This is a genomic window from Alkalihalobacillus sp. TS-13 (genome assembly GCF_019720915.1).
Lineage (GTDB): Bacteria > Bacillota > Bacilli > Bacillales > Fictibacillaceae > Pseudalkalibacillus.
Genome location: NZ_JAHKSI010000001.1, coordinates 1,738,402 through 1,754,790 on the forward strand (window position 1 = coordinate 1,738,402; position 16,389 = coordinate 1,754,790).

A 16,389-nucleotide genomic window follows, 5' to 3' on the forward strand; every position below is an offset into this window, starting at 1 on the left:
TACAATTCTGCAACATGTTGCCATTAAATTGTCCCAGCATAGAAAAAGTCAAAGCCTTGAAGACTGACTTTGACTTTTCCTTATTGTGGTTACTTCTTCTCGTTATCGTCGTTTACTTCCTCATAATCAGCATCCACTACATCATCTTGTGCGTTTTGATTTTCTCCGCCTTCTTGTGCAGCTTGAGCCTGTTGAGCAGCTTGTTCGTAAAGTTTTGTTGAGAGCTCTTGAACAACCTGTTGCAATTCGTCTTTTGCTGTACGGATCTCTTCAAGGTCGTCTCCTTCTAGAGCCTTTTTCACTTTATCTTTCGCTTCATTTGCTTTTGTGACTTCAGCTTCATCAACGTTACCTTCAAGATCTTTCAAAGTCTTTTCAGTTGTGAACACCAGCTGATCTGCTTCGTTGCGAAGATCAACCTCTTCACGACGCTTCTTATCCGCTTCTGCATTTTCTTCAGCGTCTTTAACCATCTTTTCAATCTCTTCCTCAGAAAGTCCTGAAGACGAAGTGATCGTGATGGATTGTTCTTTGTTTGTTCCAAGATCCTTCGCTTTAACATTTACGATACCGTTCGCATCAATATCGAATGAGACTTCGATTTGCGGTACCCCACGTGGTGCTGGTGGGATGTCAGTCAATTGGAAACGTCCCAATGTCTTGTTGTCTGCAGCCATTTCACGCTCCCCTTGGAGGACGTGGATATCAACAGACGGTTGATTATCAGCTGCTGTTGAGAACACCTGAGACTTACTCGTAGGAATTGTCGTGTTACGTTCAATAAGCTTCGTGTTCACGCCACCCATTGTTTCGATTCCTAGTGAAAGTGGTGTTACGTCTAATAAGACAACATCCTTGACGTCACCTGTAAGAACGCCTGCTTGGATCGCTGCGCCAAGTGCTACAACTTCATCCGGGTTGACACCCTTGTGTGGGTCTTTTCCTGTGATTTTCTTGATCGCTTCTTGAACGGCAGGGATACGTGTTGATCCACCAACAAGTACGACTTTGTCGATCTCAGATGGTGTAAGCCCTGCATCTTTAATCGCCTGGCGAGTCGGTCCCATGGTACGTTCAACTAGTTCAGAAGTCATTTCGTCGAACTTGGCACGTGATAAGTTCACTTCCAAGTGTTTTGGACCAGATGAATCAGCAGTGATGAATGGTAACGAAATTTGAGTCTGCGTTACACCAGAAAGGTCCTTCTTAGCTTTCTCTGCAGCATCCTTCAAACGTTGAAGAGCCATTTTATCCTGAGAAAGATCAATTCCATTCTCTTTTTTGAATTCGCTCACGAGATAGTCGATGATCGCTTGGTCAAAATCATCTCCACCAAGTTCGTTATCGCCAGATGTTGCTTTAACTTCGAAGAACCCGTCTCCTAGTTCAAGCAAGGACACGTCGAATGTTCCTCCACCTAGGTCATATACAAGAATTGTTTGATCATCTTCTTTTTCAAGACCATATGCTAGTGCAGCTGCTGTAGGTTCGTTGATGATACGTTCAACTTCCAAACCTGCTACTTTCCCAGCGTCTTTAGTTGCCTGGCGCTGAGAATCATTGAAGTAAGCCGGCACTGTAATGACAGCATTTGTAACTTTTTCACCAAGGTATGCCTCTGCGTCAGCTTTGAGCTTTTGAAGGATGATTGCTGAGACTTCCTGGGGTGTGTATTCTTTTCCTTCAGCTTCTACTTTATATTCAGTACCCATATGACGCTTGATAGAAATAATCGTATTCGGATTGGTAACAGCTTGACGTTTTGCAACTTCTCCGACTAGACGCTCTCCATCTTTGAATGCGACGACAGATGGTGTCGTGCGGTTTCCTTCTGGGTTCGGGATAACTGTTGCTTCCCCGCCCTCCATTACGGCAACACAAGAGTTTGTTGTACCTAAGTCAATACCAATTACTTTACTCATGACAATTCCTCCTATATTTAATATGTAGCGTGTTCATTCTGAAAGTGTAATTTGTTCACTTAGCGGAATACACACTCTTTCCGTAGGCAATACAAAAACTTCCTCACTTGCCCATGGATGTGTGTGATACTGTGAGGTTTTGTACCTGACTCGCTTTCCGGCAGGAGTGTCGTTAACTTCAACACTGCCAATAATAACTATTACTTAAAAAGAGTTAATTACTTTGAATTCACTTTCACCATTGCAGGACGTACAACACGGTCTTTCAATTTGTAGCCCTTCTGAAGGACCTCTACGATCGTATTGTCTTCGTAATCATTTTCCTGCACTTGCATGACAGCTTGGTGCTGATGAGGATCAAACACCTCTCCTGCTCCAGGCACTTCCTCAACACCTTCATTCTTTAATACCTCAATCAACTGATTATAAACCATCTTCATTCCTTGATGTAAAGAATCAGCTTGTTCAACATCAGTTTGTATATTCAAGGCACGTTCGAAGTTATCGATGACTGGAAGCAGCCCTTCTACAATTCCTTGTGCTCTATATTTCGCTGCCGCTTCTTTTTCTTCCCGCGTACGGCGGCGGAAATTATCATAGTCAGCTTGCACCCGGACCATACGATTTTTTATTTCTTCGAGTTCTTTTTCCAATTCAGTCACTCGGTTAGCTTCTTCAGTTTCAAGCTCAATCGTGTTATCGGCAGATTCCTCTACCGTTTCTTCATCTCGATTTTCCTCTTTCGATTCTTCGATAGATTCTTCATTTTCTTGAACACCTTGCTGTTTGTTTTCTTCCACTACACTCACCTCCCTGTACTGATCAATGACTCTATCATCAATCTTAATTCCGTTAAAAAACATACTGAAGAATGGGAGATAAAGAGTTCTCCCACCCTTTAAATGTTTTGAATAAGTTTTCGTCCTTATAAAGGTATTACCACAATCAGTTTGAATAATACCGTTGCGTAAGTACTCTCGTCAAATCTTTTGAAAGCAGATCAAGCAATCCGATCACCCGCGGGTATTCCATTCGGGTCGGTCCCAGGATGGCAAGTGTCCCCATATGCTGACCCCCTATAGAATAACTTGCCGTGATCAGGCTGCAATTCTTCATTTCCTGTATGGTGTTTTCAGCTCCGATTTTGACATTGATCTTATCAGTATTTCCTTGATGTAGAAGCTGATGGATCAAATCTTGCTTCTCGATCGCATTATATAGAGCTTTCACTTTTTCAACATCTTGGAATTCAGGCTGATTGAGAATGTTCGTTTTACCGCCATAATAGATTTTATCGGATTTCTCGTTTTTGAACAGCTGGGCCAGAAAATCAAGTGTTTTCTCATAATTATGAAGATGTGTTTTCAATAAACCTTGAACTTCCTGTTGCAACTTCATCTTCAGATGTGAAAACGGGACGCCCTTCAATCGTTCATTTAAAATGTTGACCGTCCGCTCAAGATCAGATGCATCCATTACATCCGGTAATTCGACCGTATATTTTTCTACGTGGCCAGTATCGGTAATCAATACAAATATCGCAGTACCTTTAGAAATAGGGACGATCTGCAAATGCTTCAGCTTCGTTTCATATACTTCAGGTCCTAAGATGATGGATGTATAATTGGTGATTTCAGAGAGTAGATTCGCTGAATGTTCGATCAACATTTCTAGTTCCAGCATTTTTTCATGGAACAAAGAGTGGATCCGCTTCATATCCTTGTTTCGCATTTCTACAGGTGACAACAGGTTATCCACATAAAAACGGTACCCTTTTTCAGAAGGTATCCGCCCTGAAGAACTGTGTGTCTTCTCGATGAAACCCATATCTTCAAGATCCGCAAGCTCATTTCGAATCGTTGCAGAACTGAACGTGATGTCCTGCCGCTTAGAGATACTCCTTGATCCGAGAGGCTCAGCATTCTGTATATATTCATCAATAAGTATCTGGAGAATTAACAGCTGACGATCCGTTAACATCGAGTCTCATCCCCTTTGTTAGCACTCGTTCTGTTTGAGTGCTAATTCTAATTTATAAATTACCAAATGAGAAAATACTTTGTCAATATTTATATTACACCAACGAATTCTTGAAAAACTTCATTGCCGAGAAAAAGTCCTCTGTTCGTGAGACGAATACTTTTTCTATCATTGATTAGGAGCCCATCTGCAGTCAATTTATCAATCTGTTCAGAAAAAACTTCCTCAATTTCAAGGTTATATTTTTCATAAAAGCGAGCTTTATTGACCCCATCCATCTTACGGAGTCCAAGAAAAACCTCTTCTTCCATACGATCTTTTATTTCTAGTCTAGTCACGATTCTTTGGGGTAATACCCCTTCATTGATTTTACGTATATAATGCGGGAGCGGTTTGACATTTTCGTAGCGGATATCACTCACATACCCATGAGCCCCTGCACCGATGCCGTAGTAGTGTTCGTTCTTCCAATACATCTGGTTATGCCTGCTTTCATATCCCGATTTTGCAAAATTGCTGATTTCATATTGGGCGAAACCGTTTTGTTTCAATGTATCGATCAGGTATTCGAACATATCCGATTCTTGTTCTTCCCCAGGGAGTGACAGCTGTCCCTTCTTATCGCGGATTCCAAAAACCGTTTGTTTTTCTACTTGAAGGGAATAAGCAGAAACATGCGGCACATTCAATTGAAGTGCAAGACTTACAGATTCTTTGAACATTTCAAGTGTCTGGCCTGGTAATCCGAACATCAAATCGATCGAGATGTTTTCAAATCCAATCGTCTGAGCCTCATTGATCATCCTCGCAACATCGTTCCTTCGATGATTCCGGTTGAGTGCTGAAAGGAGGGTATCCTGGAATGCTTGCACACCGATACTGAGCCGATTAACTCCCGCTTCTTTTAAAATTTTAAGTTTTTGTCTTTCGGTCACAGACGGATTAGCTTCCACCGTGAATTCCGTATCGACACCCGGCTTAAGATTAATGTTTATAATGTCGAGCATCCGTTTTAGCTGAACATCATCAAGAGCCGTCGGGGTCCCTCCTCCGATATAAATCGTTTCGATTGTTTCTGCTGGATACACCTTCAACATTTTTTCGATTTCACGTTCCATGGCATCCAAGTAATCATCGACCGGTTGTCCTTCTATCAAAAATTTATTGAAATCACAATAATGGCAGATTTGTTCGCAGAACGGTATATGGACATAAGCAGCTTTTACCATCTTCATCACACTCTCACTATAAAAATGAAGGACTGGCAGTCGGCCAGTCCTTACCAGGATATTATCAATCGTCAGAATCCATACGTAGTACGGACATGAAAGCTTCTTGTGGAACTTCGACGTTCCCGACTGTCTTCATCCGTTTCTTACCTTCTTTTTGCTTCTCCAACAACTTACGTTTACGTGAGATGTCGCCTCCATAACACTTGGCAAGGACGTTTTTACGTAATGCGCGGATATTGGTTCTAGCGACGATCTTTTGCCCGATTGCTGCTTGAACCGGAATTTCAAACTGGTGTCGTGGTATCAGTTCTTTTAATTTTTCAACGACAGCTTTTCCACGGTCGTAAGCAAAGTCCCGGTGTACGATGACAGACAATGCATCAATTTTCTCACCGTTCAATAAGATATCCATCTTCACAAGTTTGGATTGTCTATAGCCGATCAATTCATAATCAAGGGAAGCATAACCTTTGGTGCTTGATTTCAATTGATCGAAGAAATCGTAAACGATCTCCGATAACGGGATTTCATAGATGACATTGACACGTATATCATCCAAGTACTCCATCGTAATGAAGTTTCCACGTTTCTTCTGGCAGATTTCCATAACTGCACCAACATAATCGTTTGGCGTCATGATCGATGCCTTTACATACGGTTCTTCCACTTTTTCAATCGATTGTGCATCAGGCATATTTGACGGATTATCGACAATCAATTCTTCCCCATTAGTCAGATGGACATTGTAGATAACACTTGGTGCAGTCGTAATCAAATCAATTCCGAATTCACGTTCAATACGCTCCTGGATGATTTCCATATGAAGGAGCCCAAGGAAACCACAACGGAAACCAAAGCCTAATGCTTGTGAGGTTTCTGCCTCGTATTGAAGAGATGAATCATTTAACTCTAACCGCTCTAATGCTTCTCGAAGGTCATTATAGTTATTCGAGTCAACAGGATATAAACCACAGAACACCATCGGGTTCATTTTACGATAGCCTGGGAGTGGTGTATCCGCTCCGTTTTTAGCAGATGTAATCGTGTCACCGACGCGGGTATCACCCACGTTTTTGATCGATGCAGTCAAGAATCCAACATCCCCGACTGTAAGTTCGTCTTTCATGACTGGTTTCGGTGTGAATACGCCTAATTCGCTGACTTCGAATTCTTTACCAGTAGCCATCATTTTAATCTTCTGACCCACCTTGACGGTACCTTCTGTAATTCGAATATAAGCGACGACACCACGGTAGCTGTCATAAAGCGAATCGAAGATCAACGCTTTAAGTGGCGCTTCCGGATCTCCTTGCGGTGCAGGAACTTTTTCAACGATCTGCTCAAGAATATCTTCTATTCCAATGCCATTTTTCGCTGAAGCCAATACAGCATCAGAAGCATCCAGTCCAATTACATCCTCAACCTCTTTACGGACACGCTCTGGTTCTGCGCTCGGTAAATCGATTTTATTGATGACCGGCAAAATTTCAAGATCATTCTCAAGTGCCAGATAAACATTGGCTAAAGTCTGTGCTTCGATTCCTTGAGCAGCATCGACAATCAACAAAGCACCTTCACAAGCAGCTAGGCTTCGCGATACTTCATATGTAAAATCGACGTGTCCAGGCGTATCAATAAGATGGAAAATATACTCTTCTCCATCTTTTGCTTTGTATGTCAATTGAACAGCATTCAATTTGATTGTAATCCCACGTTCACGTTCCAGATCCATGGCATCAAGCATTTGTTCTTTCATTTCACGGTGCGTCAGAGCACTGGTTTGCTCAAGAATCCGATCTGCCAACGTCGATTTCCCATGGTCGATATGGGCAATAATCGAGAAGTTACGGATTCTCGATTGGCGTTCTAATTTTTTATCTTTACTCATTCTCTTCACTCCTAAGGTCGTACAACTAAGCTAGCATTGATTATAGCAATAGCACTCTTTTTATTCAATTGTTTCTGTATTTATCTGCAAGTGACGAGTGTTGTGGAATATTTCTGATTATTATAAGATTCGCTCCCTTTCCGCGGGCGATCCGCAAGCCTCCTCAGTTGCACAGGATCTCAACACAAAAATGAAATCATTTTCGTGTCTGCGATGATAATTCTTAGAAGCTCTCCTTCTGCTGGCTACGACGTTCACCATAGGACGTGGTGGTATTTAGTCGAAGTTCATTAATATAGTCGAAGATCCTTTTAAAAACAGCGGGGTCTCGCCTGGCTCGCTTTTCCCGCAGGAGTGTCGCGAATTTTGAAAAATCAAGAAAAAGTTTAAAAGAGCCTTTATTTTAAATAAAAACCAAATCCATAAAAAAGAAGGATCAGCCCTATCGTATCGAGATGAACAGATACGGTATGAGCCCATCCTTCTTCAAATTCAAGTGAACAGAAAGTGCAGGATCTTGTCCAGTATTGTGCCGACCACTGTCATGATGACTGTTAGGATTTCACTGATCAATGATGAAACCATTTTTCCTAACTTGGAAAACAAATTGAACGCTTCTACTTCTTCAAGCTTTTTTTGTTTTTCTTTTATGTCATGGCTCGTGATTTGCGAACCGAGTACTTCCGCTTCAATATCGCCGCTATCATTGACTTTCCATTCTAATGCGCTGTTACCTTCCGAACCCTTCATCTTGTCCATTTGAACTCCGACCTGCTGCATTCCGATCAGGATGCCGAACAAAAGGACGGATATCAGTATGAAACTCTTCATCATGAACCGGACCATCTGACTTCCTCCTACTGAAACCATTGTAAAATCAGTGTTGGTACAAGCCTATGCAAGCTGTAATACCCTTAGAACTCAATGTGTATAGGATCCGCTGTTCTGTTGATCGACCTGGCCATGCAGTGCTGTATTCAAACCGCCGGCAATTACATTGGCCATATCTTCAATAAAAACATCCACTTCTTTAGGTGTAACCATCAAGTTGTGCCCTAAAGGGGCTAAGACTTCCTTGATTAATTGTCTTTTTTGTGTATCTTCAAGTGTTCCGATCATTCCTAGAAATGCCTGCCGGTTTTCTTCATCCGGTATATCCTCATCCGATAAATTTTTACGTTCGCCGAATGTCATTCCTGCTGGTGTCAGTGCTTTTGATGGATCATCTTTTTCACGCATCTCACGACCGAAATGCTTTAAAATGTAATCAATCGTGTCACTTGTGATCGTGACCGCATCAACCACTGTAGGAACACCGATTGCGATAACCGGAATCCCCAATGTTTCCAGACTCAATTCTTTACGCTTATTTCCTACACCTGAACCTGGATGGATGCCAGTATCCGAGATTTGAATCGTCGTATTAACCCGCTCCACTGCCCTGGATGCTAAGGAATCAATTGCAATCACGAAATCAGGCTTAGATTTTTCAATGACACCGACGATGATATCACTTGTTTCGATTCCAGTTGTCCCCATGACCCCAGGGGAAAGAGCACTGACTGGACGGAAGCCTTCCTCTACGTTTTCTGGTGCCAATTCAAACAAATGCTTCGTGACGAGAAGGTTATTTGTCGTACGCGGTCCGAGAGCATCTGGTGTGACATTCAAATTTCCCAGACCGACTACAAGACAGCTTGCATCATTCGGAATCTGAAGCTCCTGAAGGAAGTTAGCAAACTCATGGGCAAAGACATCCTGAACCCGCTGCTGTAAAGCGGAATCCTTCTGTCGGATGCCTTGCATTTCCATCGTCAAATAAATACCTGGTTTTTTTCCGGTCGCTTTTTGTCCAGCTTCTTCTATTTCAACCCTAGTGAGTTTAATCCCATCCATTTCACGTTCTTTGACGATGACACCATCGATCCTGTGCTTCGAATCTTCTTCCTGTTCTTTTGTGATCATCTCATTGGATTCAATCGCCAAATCGGTTCTGACGTTATATAATTCTAGATCTTTATCCATTGGTACGCTCACCCCTGATTATTGTTAGCATTATCACATAGGATAGCCTTCTTCCACTTTTTTCATTCTTTCGATTCGGATTTCCCCCTAAAAAAAGGGCCGGCAACTGATTATCTTTGTACAAAAGAGATTGCAATTATACGAACGGTTTGATAGAATATCTTGTGTTGTATTTTCCGCAATTTCGGTTGCATTCAAGGAGGTGAACGGAATTGGCAAATATTAAATCTGCTATTAAACGTGTTAAAACAAACGATAAGCGTCGTGCACATAATGCAGCGATGAAATCATCCATGCGTACTGCTATCAAGAACTTTGAAACGAAAGTAGCTAACAACGATGCTGAAGGTGCTAAAAATGCATTCTTGGTTGCAACCAAAAAGCTTGATAAAGCCGCTGGTAAAGGAATCCTTCACAAGAACGCTGCAGCTAGACAGAAATCTCGTCTTGCAAAGCAATTAAACGGCCTTAGCGCTTAATTCATAAGTGAATGAAATACTGGAATTTGAAACGACCTACATAACAGGTCGTTTTTTATTTGTCTGGATCTTTGTTATTTAACGGACGGCAAACTTTTTAACAAATTGTGTCGATTGGCCGATAAACCCTTAAATCGGCCGTAAAAAGGACCTTTTCAGCCGTAATGCGTAGTGCCCTTAAACAACTCTCCACAAAAAAGACCCTCTGTTTTTCAGAGAGTCAGCTTGATGTACACTTAATTCGTTTGTGATTGCCGGGCGAGGCTGGTCAAGAAAAGCTCCAGGGTCAGCGTCTTGTCCCTTTGGCCGGTTTTCATCTCAAAATCAGCATCGGCTGCTTTCATCAATAACGATTTCAGCTCATCCTCCTGAAAAGAAGCACTTTGTTTTGCAGCAATTTTAACTGCATAAGGGTGTAACGACAGAGTTGATGCAATATTCTTTTCAGTATGTCCTTGTACCCGTAATTGTTTGACCTGGAGGATGATTCGGAACTGTCTTGATAGCAAAGCCATCAATTTGATCGGTTCTTCATTCTGTTTCAATAGGTCATAGCAAATTCGTAAAGCTGAATCAATACGGCGGTTCGCTACGTGCTCGACCATTGTGAACACGTTGCTTTCGAGAGAACGTGAAATCAATTCGTCGACTGTTTGGGGGTCGATCTGCTCCCCCTCGCCTACATATAGTGCCATCTTTTTGACTTCACTGATGAGTAATGCCAAATTTTCACCCTGAAGTTGGATCAGCCTTTCTGCGGCCTCATTTGAGATTGTGACATTAGCTTCTTTTGCTGCATGTTCAATCCAATCCTTTTGCAGCCTGACATTCATTTTATCTGCTACCATCACTTCCGCTTGCTTTTTCAACGTCTTAACGATCTTTTTCCGTTCATCCAACTTTTCATATGGTGCGACGAAAATGACAATCGCTTGCTCGGATGGATCTTTGAGATAAGATTCCAGTCGCTTCAAATCATGTTCTACCTTGCTTTTGGTTTTTGCACCTGTCAGAAAGTATGGATTCTGTAGGATGACGACCCGACGTTCACCCATGAATGGAAGGGTTTCTGCATCTTCAATCGCAGTATCAATTGACTGCTCTTCCATATCGAAAGCGGATAGGTTGAAATCAGCAGTTTCTTCCTCCAAAACAGCTTGTACAATCATTTTTTGCGTATATTCCAATATGTATTTTTCTTTTCCGTATAATAAATAAAGTGAAGAGTAGGTTCCATTCTTCAGCTTCTTATTCAAGTCCTTTATAGACAATTTCATCACCCCACTATAATATCTTAAGCATATATGATAAAATTGCCAAGGTACAGGGTAAAGGAGGTCCGACCCCTAAAGTCAAACCTCCATTTATATAAACGTTAGCGGTCAAGACCCGGGAAGCTTCACCACTAACGATAAAACTCTTCCCCGTAAGCTTATTGTTATGTTATCCTATGCAGGGTGAAAGTATAGGTGTCAACTCTTAGCAATATGGGCAAGATTTTAGATGTTTGATGAATGACATGAATCGCATAAGTTTCACTTAATCGTAAAAAATAGATATATGGATTTTTTGCGATAGATACCGTATACTTGAGTTGAAACAGGAGGGTTGCGGAAATGAATGACTTTGAAAAAGATGTACAGGCAAAAACCAATGATGTAGTTGATTCTGGACTTGGTTTTCTCTATTCGTTCTTGTTCTTCACCGTCATTTTCTTTACGGCAGTGATCATTAAAGCTGTTGCGCTATAAAGAAACCCGAAATTCGTTGGGTACATATACGTTTACGTTTTAGAAAAGCGAGGGGGATTTTTTCCTTTCGCTTTTATTATTTTAGCTTGTTATACTTTATTGTTGATTTTAAGGAATATCTTTAAACGAAATTCACGACACTCCTGCGGGAATAGCGACCCAGGCAAGACCCAACTGTTTTTAAAAGGAGCTTCGACTATATTAATGAACTTCGACTAAATACCACCATGTCCTGTGGTGAACGTCGAAGCCAGCAGAAGGAAAGCTTCTAAGAATTATCATCGCAGACACGAAAATGATTTCATTTTTGTGTTGACATCCTGTGCAAGTCAGGAGGCTTGCGGATCACCCGCGGAAAGGGAGTGAATTTAGCACAATACTATTGGAAAGACTGTTGATTTCCCTTTATCATCTTATGGAGAAACGGTTTTTATACGTGTTTGATCGGGTGAAATAATTACCATAATTGCACCATGTTCATCCGTGCGAAAAATATCAATATTGTGATTCTCCAATCTTTCGATGACTGAGGATGAGGGATGATTATATCGGTTATTTGCGCCTACAGAAATAAAGGAAGCTTTCGGATTTATTCTGTTTATGAATGGTTGTGAGGTAGATGTATCACTCCCGTGGTGTGCAACCTTCACGTAATCCACCTCCAACGTTGGATAGTCCTTTAAAATCCTCTCCTCAATATTGTGATCGATATCTCCTGTAAATAAGAAGGTATTATCATGAATATCCGCATACAAAACCAGCGACCTATTGTTACGGCTCTCACGTGCTTGACCTGGATTCAGGGTCTGGAATGAGGATGAGCCGATCTTCCACGAAACATTCTCCTCTAACAATTGAATGGGTGTACCAAGCCCTTTTAAAAACGCCAATTCTGAAGCCTCTAAATGATCTGATTTTCCATACACCACCTGCTCTACCCTCACTTCTTCCAACAATCCCTCTGTACCGCCAATATGATCCAAATCTCCATGCGATAGAATCAAGGCATCCACCTTCCGTATTCCACGTGCTTTTAAAAAATCTGCAACAATATCCTCTCCTGTATCGAACTCATTGCTTCTTTCCATCCATTTTTCCTGATTGAAATGGATGATCCCACCGGTGTCAATCACGTATACTGCTTTTCTGAACGGTAATTCAATGACGATTGCATCCCCTTGACCGACATCAAGAAAAGTTACATAGGCATTTGCATTCAATTTTTGATGAACAAATTGAATACCTATCAGCAACATGATGAAGATAAATGGTAAAAGCAATCGCTTAAAATTTAATTCCCATGACACCAAAAGGTAATAAAAAGATAACACTATTCCAAAAAGCAGGATCGCATTCGGTCTTCCAAGAGTCATGAGCCCAAGTGGAAGGTTGTCCACCCATTGCATGACAAGATGAAGACACTTGAAAATAAAACTTAGAAAAGTACTCGGCAACTCCCACATTGGAAATGGGATCAAAAGGAACATGAAAAAAGTAAGTAAGATACACGGGAGAAGAACGATGGTCATGAATGGGATGAAAATCATGTTCAGAGGAAGGGACCAAATAGAAAACTCATAAAAATTCCATAAAACGAGCGGCAAGGAAGCTATTTGCGCGATGAAGGACCCGTACATTAGCTGTTTGTATAGGGAGAGATCACGTAAAATCGTTTTGCTTGATAAAATGAGCAAAGCGGTAATTAGGAAGGAGAGCTGAAAACCGATGGAATAAATATAAGTTGGTTTAAAGAGCAACAGTCCGAGCAGGATCATACACATTTGATTGAAAGTAGTCATTTTGATTCTCAGCAACAAGATAAGACACACCACAGCAGCCATCAGCCCTGCCCGTATGACAGATGGGGCTCCTCCAGTCAGTAAGATAATAAAGGGGAGGGATAGTAGTAAGATCCATAGGGCTGTTTCTTTCACGACACCCGCACGAATGAGAAGAAAATAAATGAGCCCCAGAATCGTTCCCACGTGTAACCCCGAAACCGCTAGCAGATGAATCAACCCGAGGCTCTGATAACGCTCTTGTAAATCTTCTTCAATTCCGTTCCGATCGCCAAATATCAGGGTGTTCATCATCCCTCGAAGACCTACCGGGAATTCCTCATTAATCTTTCCAATACTATCTTGACGAAAACGATGTAAAGCAGTAAGTATCCCTTTCCCTCTTACACACTCTGTTATAGAAAGCTTAGTCGTCTTAAAAATCCAATGGATGTTGAAAGTGTTTTTAAGATAAGTACGATAATTGAATCCGTAGAAATTCCGGTTTGCATCCGGTAGTTCCAATGCTCCTGAAAACCTGCAAACATCCCCGTAATATAGGCTATTGAGTTCAACCTGTTCTTTTTCTGTTTGGATTTTATGCTTGACGAGAATCTTTTCTTTATTAAGAAGCTTTAAGCGGAAGGTGATACGATTTCCATCGATATTCGGAGTGGAAATGATTGTACCAGTGATGAATGTTTCATCTGGAGGCAATCGTGTTGCATGGAGATTAGTATAAAAAGGTGTATAGAGGACGAAAAAGAGATAGATACCTGTCAACACTATACAGGTGAGGAAGGATAACCGTTTCTGATAGAAGTTGATGATGAGGTAACTAATAAGGAAAGAACCCAGCCACCACCGGGTTGGAGTCGTGAGAATCCCGAGGATGGCTGTTATGGCAATAAAATGAATCTTCATGTCTCAAGAATGTCCATCACGTTCGTATAGTAATGCAAACTGTTCATTCAGACGATCCAAAGCTTTCTCGTCATTCAGATGTTTTGAAAGTTGTTCAAGTAATTCTGCAGTGAAATCCCTTTTGGCATGAGAGGTCAGATCATACTGGTCTTGCAATTCCACAAGTTCTGTTTCGACACCTGATTGTTCGAATAAGTCGATTGCGTACGGATGATTTTTATAATCAGCTGCATAGTAAACTTTCTTAATACCGCTTTGGATGATTGCTTTACAACATTGAAGACACGGAAAATGTGTCACATATATCTCAGCACCCTCTGTCGGTACACCGAACTTGGTGCATTGGAGAAGTGCATTCATTTCAGCGTGAATCGTACGGACACAATGCCCATCAATCACATAACATCCTTCATCCCTGCAATGGACACCACCGGAGATTGAACCGTTATAACCTCCTGCTATAATCCGTTTATCTCTTACAATCGTTGCTCCAACAGCTAATCTTTCACATGTACTCCGTAATGCGAGCAACGAACTTTGTGCCATGAAATATTGGTTCCATGAAATACGACCCAAAATCGAAAGCCCCCTTCCCTTGTTCCTTTAAGTTTATCGATAGATTGTCCACTGTGCAATCTTATTTCGAAGCTGTAATATATTCTTTCAATTGTTCAAACGTTTTTTGACCTATCCCTGGCACATTCATCAAATCCTCGATCGATGCAAATCCCCCATTCTCCTCCCGATAGGAAATGATCGCTCCTGCCTTCGAAGGGCCTATTCCTGGTATTGTTTCTAATTCTGATGATTCTGCATGGTTGATATCAATCATTCCATCTTCTTTTTCCGTTGAAGCAACAGGAGGAGTTGTTTCTCCAATTGCAGCCACATAGATGACCATTTCATCAACGAGTATTTGTGCTAGATTGATACTATTTTGGTCAGCATCTTCACTAAATCCACCAGCTAGCTGAACCGCATCATTTACCCGCTGTCCAGATTTCATTTCAAAAATACCTGGTGCAGGTACAGCCCCTTTAACATCGACGATTAAGCGATTTTCTACTCTCGCTTCTGTCTCCTGATTTTTCACTTGACTCGGTAAAGTTCTCTCCTCTTCCTTTTTTTCAAATGATGACGGTATTCCTGAGTCATCAGGCCCTGTCGTAACTCCTCGATACATCCAAAAGAAGCCGCCAACAAGTAATATGATCACTAAAATCAAAATACGTTCCCGTTTAGAAAAGGAATTCCAATTCAAAACAATCACCTCATTTCCATTCATTGATCCTTTAGGTCCTACTGGGGTTTGTTTTTATTCATAATTGATGTCAGTGGCACATACATTTGAAGATAGAAGACGGTCAAGAGGAGGGTTTATATATGAAAGTGGGCGTTATAGGGACTGGGAACATGGGGACAATATTGATCTCTGCTTTTATGGAATCGTTAGCTGTTAGGCCGTCCGACTTAATGATCATCAATCGAACTGCTCGAAAAGCAGAAGCATTGAAACTACAATATCCTGGCCTGAATGTGGGTAAAACGAACAGCGAAGTCGCTTCCTTCGCGGATATACTCTTCATCTGCGTTAAACCACTTGAGTATTATGCATTGATAGAAAAGATCGCACCATGTTTAACCAATGAAAAGCTGATCGTCTCGATTACTAGTCCGATATCCGTTGAACAATTAGAAGAAGTAAGTCCATGTTCTGTTGCAAGGGTGATTCCAAGTATCACGAACCGAGCATTTTCCGGGGCATCTTTAGTCACGTATGGAAAACGATGTTCACCTTCCCAAAAGAAAAGATTGAAAAATTTGATGAGCAAAATTTCTTCTCCAATTGAAATCGATCAATCGATTACGAGGGTGGCTTCAGATTTATCAAGTTGTGGTCCTGCTTTCTTCAGTTACTTGCTTCAGGCTTATATCGAAAGTGCTGTCGAAGAGACGGAGATTTCTAAAGAACAAGCAACTCAACTTGTGAGTGAGATGATCGTCGGGATGGGTAAATTGTTAGAAAAGGAAATTTATACATTGCCTACTTTGCTGCAAAAAGTGTGTGTCAAAGGCGGTGTTACTGGAGAGGCGTTAAAAGTGTTTGATGCGGAACTTGGTCCTCTTTTCAATAATGTCATCAAGAGAACCCATGCAAAATACGTTGAAGATTGCGAAGCAGTGGAACAACAATTTACAAAGCAATATTAGGATTAATGTATGATTCGACACATATGTCAATTTTCCTTTTTTTACTTTCAAACCTTAGGTATGCGCTATTCCTCGTTGCTGGAATCGTATGACTCGCTTTTCCGACAGAAGTATCGTGAATTTCACTTATCGACATAAAAAAAACGAAAAATGACCTTGTCATGGGTCATTTTTCGTTTTTTTAATTACCTGATTTCAA

14 protein-coding genes are annotated in these 16,389 nt (G+C 41.3%); 3 read left to right on the forward strand and 11 right to left on the reverse strand.

The window, feature by feature from the left end; all coding sequences use genetic code 11:
- Window positions 1–89: 89 nt before the first annotated feature.
- From dnaK to gpr, 7 genes are all read right to left on the reverse strand, one after another.
- Window positions 90–1,922 (reverse strand): molecular chaperone DnaK, encoded by a 1,833-nt coding sequence (dnaK, locus tag KOL94_RS08715; RefSeq protein ID WP_221565675.1) that lies wholly within the window; start codon window positions 1,920–1,922, stop codon window positions 90–92.
- Window positions 1,923–2,140: 218 nt separating this feature from the next.
- The gene (gene grpE / locus KOL94_RS08720) at window positions 2,141–2,785 is read right to left on the reverse strand and encodes a nucleotide exchange factor GrpE (protein ID WP_221565677.1); all 645 of its coding nucleotides are present in this window, start codon (window positions 2,783–2,785) and stop codon (window positions 2,141–2,143) included.
- An 82-nt stretch (window positions 2,786–2,867) separates the two neighbouring features.
- Window positions 2,868–3,902: a heat-inducible transcriptional repressor HrcA gene (gene hrcA / locus KOL94_RS08725; protein ID WP_221565680.1), complete on the reverse strand. Its 1,035-nt coding sequence runs from the start codon at window positions 3,900–3,902 to the stop codon at window positions 2,868–2,870.
- Between the two features lie 89 nt (window positions 3,903–3,991).
- Complete coding sequence (hemW, locus tag KOL94_RS08730) at window positions 3,992–5,131, reverse strand: radical SAM family heme chaperone HemW (RefSeq protein ID WP_221567636.1); 1,140 nt, start codon at window positions 5,129–5,131, stop codon at window positions 3,992–3,994.
- 64 nt (window positions 5,132–5,195) lie between these two features.
- Window positions 5,196–7,022, reverse strand: coding sequence for a translation elongation factor 4 (lepA, locus tag KOL94_RS08735; protein WP_221565682.1), 1,827 nt, complete (start codon window positions 7,020–7,022; stop codon window positions 5,196–5,198).
- Window positions 7,023–7,514: 492 nt separating this feature from the next.
- Window positions 7,515–7,868, reverse strand: coding sequence for a DUF3679 domain-containing protein (locus KOL94_RS08740; RefSeq protein WP_221565684.1), 354 nt, complete (start codon window positions 7,866–7,868; stop codon window positions 7,515–7,517).
- Window positions 7,869–7,943: 75 nt separating this feature from the next.
- Window positions 7,944–9,047 carry a GPR endopeptidase gene (gene gpr / locus KOL94_RS08745; RefSeq protein WP_260412261.1) on the reverse strand — a complete coding sequence of 368 codons (1,104 nt, stop codon included), beginning with the start codon at window positions 9,045–9,047 and terminating at the stop codon, window positions 7,944–7,946.
- Between the two features lie 212 nt (window positions 9,048–9,259).
- Between gpr and rpsT the strand changes: the two genes are divergently transcribed.
- Window positions 9,260–9,526, forward strand: a complete 267-nt coding sequence (gene rpsT, locus KOL94_RS08750) for a 30S ribosomal protein S20 (RefSeq protein WP_221565688.1) — start codon at window positions 9,260–9,262, stop codon at window positions 9,524–9,526.
- Between the two features lie 236 nt (window positions 9,527–9,762).
- On the opposite strand, the gene holA is transcribed toward rpsT, so the two are convergent.
- Window positions 9,763–10,797 (reverse strand): DNA polymerase III subunit delta, encoded by a 1,035-nt coding sequence (gene holA, locus KOL94_RS08755; RefSeq protein ID WP_483298069.1) that lies wholly within the window; start codon window positions 10,795–10,797, stop codon window positions 9,763–9,765.
- 345 nt (window positions 10,798–11,142) lie between these two features.
- Here holA and KOL94_RS08760 point away from each other — a divergent pair, with 345 nt between their 5' ends.
- On the forward strand, window positions 11,143–11,277 hold the full coding sequence (locus KOL94_RS08760; RefSeq protein ID WP_221565692.1) for a YqzM family protein: 135 nt from the start codon (window positions 11,143–11,145) through the stop codon (window positions 11,275–11,277).
- A 413-nt stretch (window positions 11,278–11,690) separates the two neighbouring features.
- Here KOL94_RS08760 and KOL94_RS08765 read toward each other — a convergent pair whose 3' ends face one another.
- From KOL94_RS08765 to KOL94_RS08775, 3 genes are all read right to left on the reverse strand, one after another.
- Window positions 11,691–13,979, reverse strand: coding sequence for a DNA internalization-related competence protein ComEC/Rec2 (locus KOL94_RS08765; RefSeq protein ID WP_221565694.1), 2,289 nt, complete (start codon window positions 13,977–13,979; stop codon window positions 11,691–11,693).
- Window positions 13,980–13,982: 3 nt separating this feature from the next.
- Entirely contained in the window at window positions 13,983–14,555 is a 573-nt protein-coding gene (locus KOL94_RS08770; RefSeq protein WP_221565696.1) for a ComE operon protein 2, read from the reverse strand.
- 61 nt (window positions 14,556–14,616) lie between these two features.
- Window positions 14,617–15,264 carry a helix-hairpin-helix domain-containing protein gene (locus tag KOL94_RS08775; RefSeq protein ID WP_221565698.1) on the reverse strand — a complete coding sequence of 216 codons (648 nt, stop codon included), beginning with the start codon at window positions 15,262–15,264 and terminating at the stop codon, window positions 14,617–14,619.
- Window positions 15,265–15,362: 98 nt separating this feature from the next.
- On the opposite strand from KOL94_RS08775, the gene comER reads away from it, so the two are divergent.
- Entirely contained in the window at window positions 15,363–16,190 is an 828-nt protein-coding gene (comER, locus tag KOL94_RS08780; RefSeq protein ID WP_221565700.1) for a late competence protein ComER, read from the forward strand.
- The last annotated feature ends 199 nt before the right edge of the window (window positions 16,191–16,389 follow it).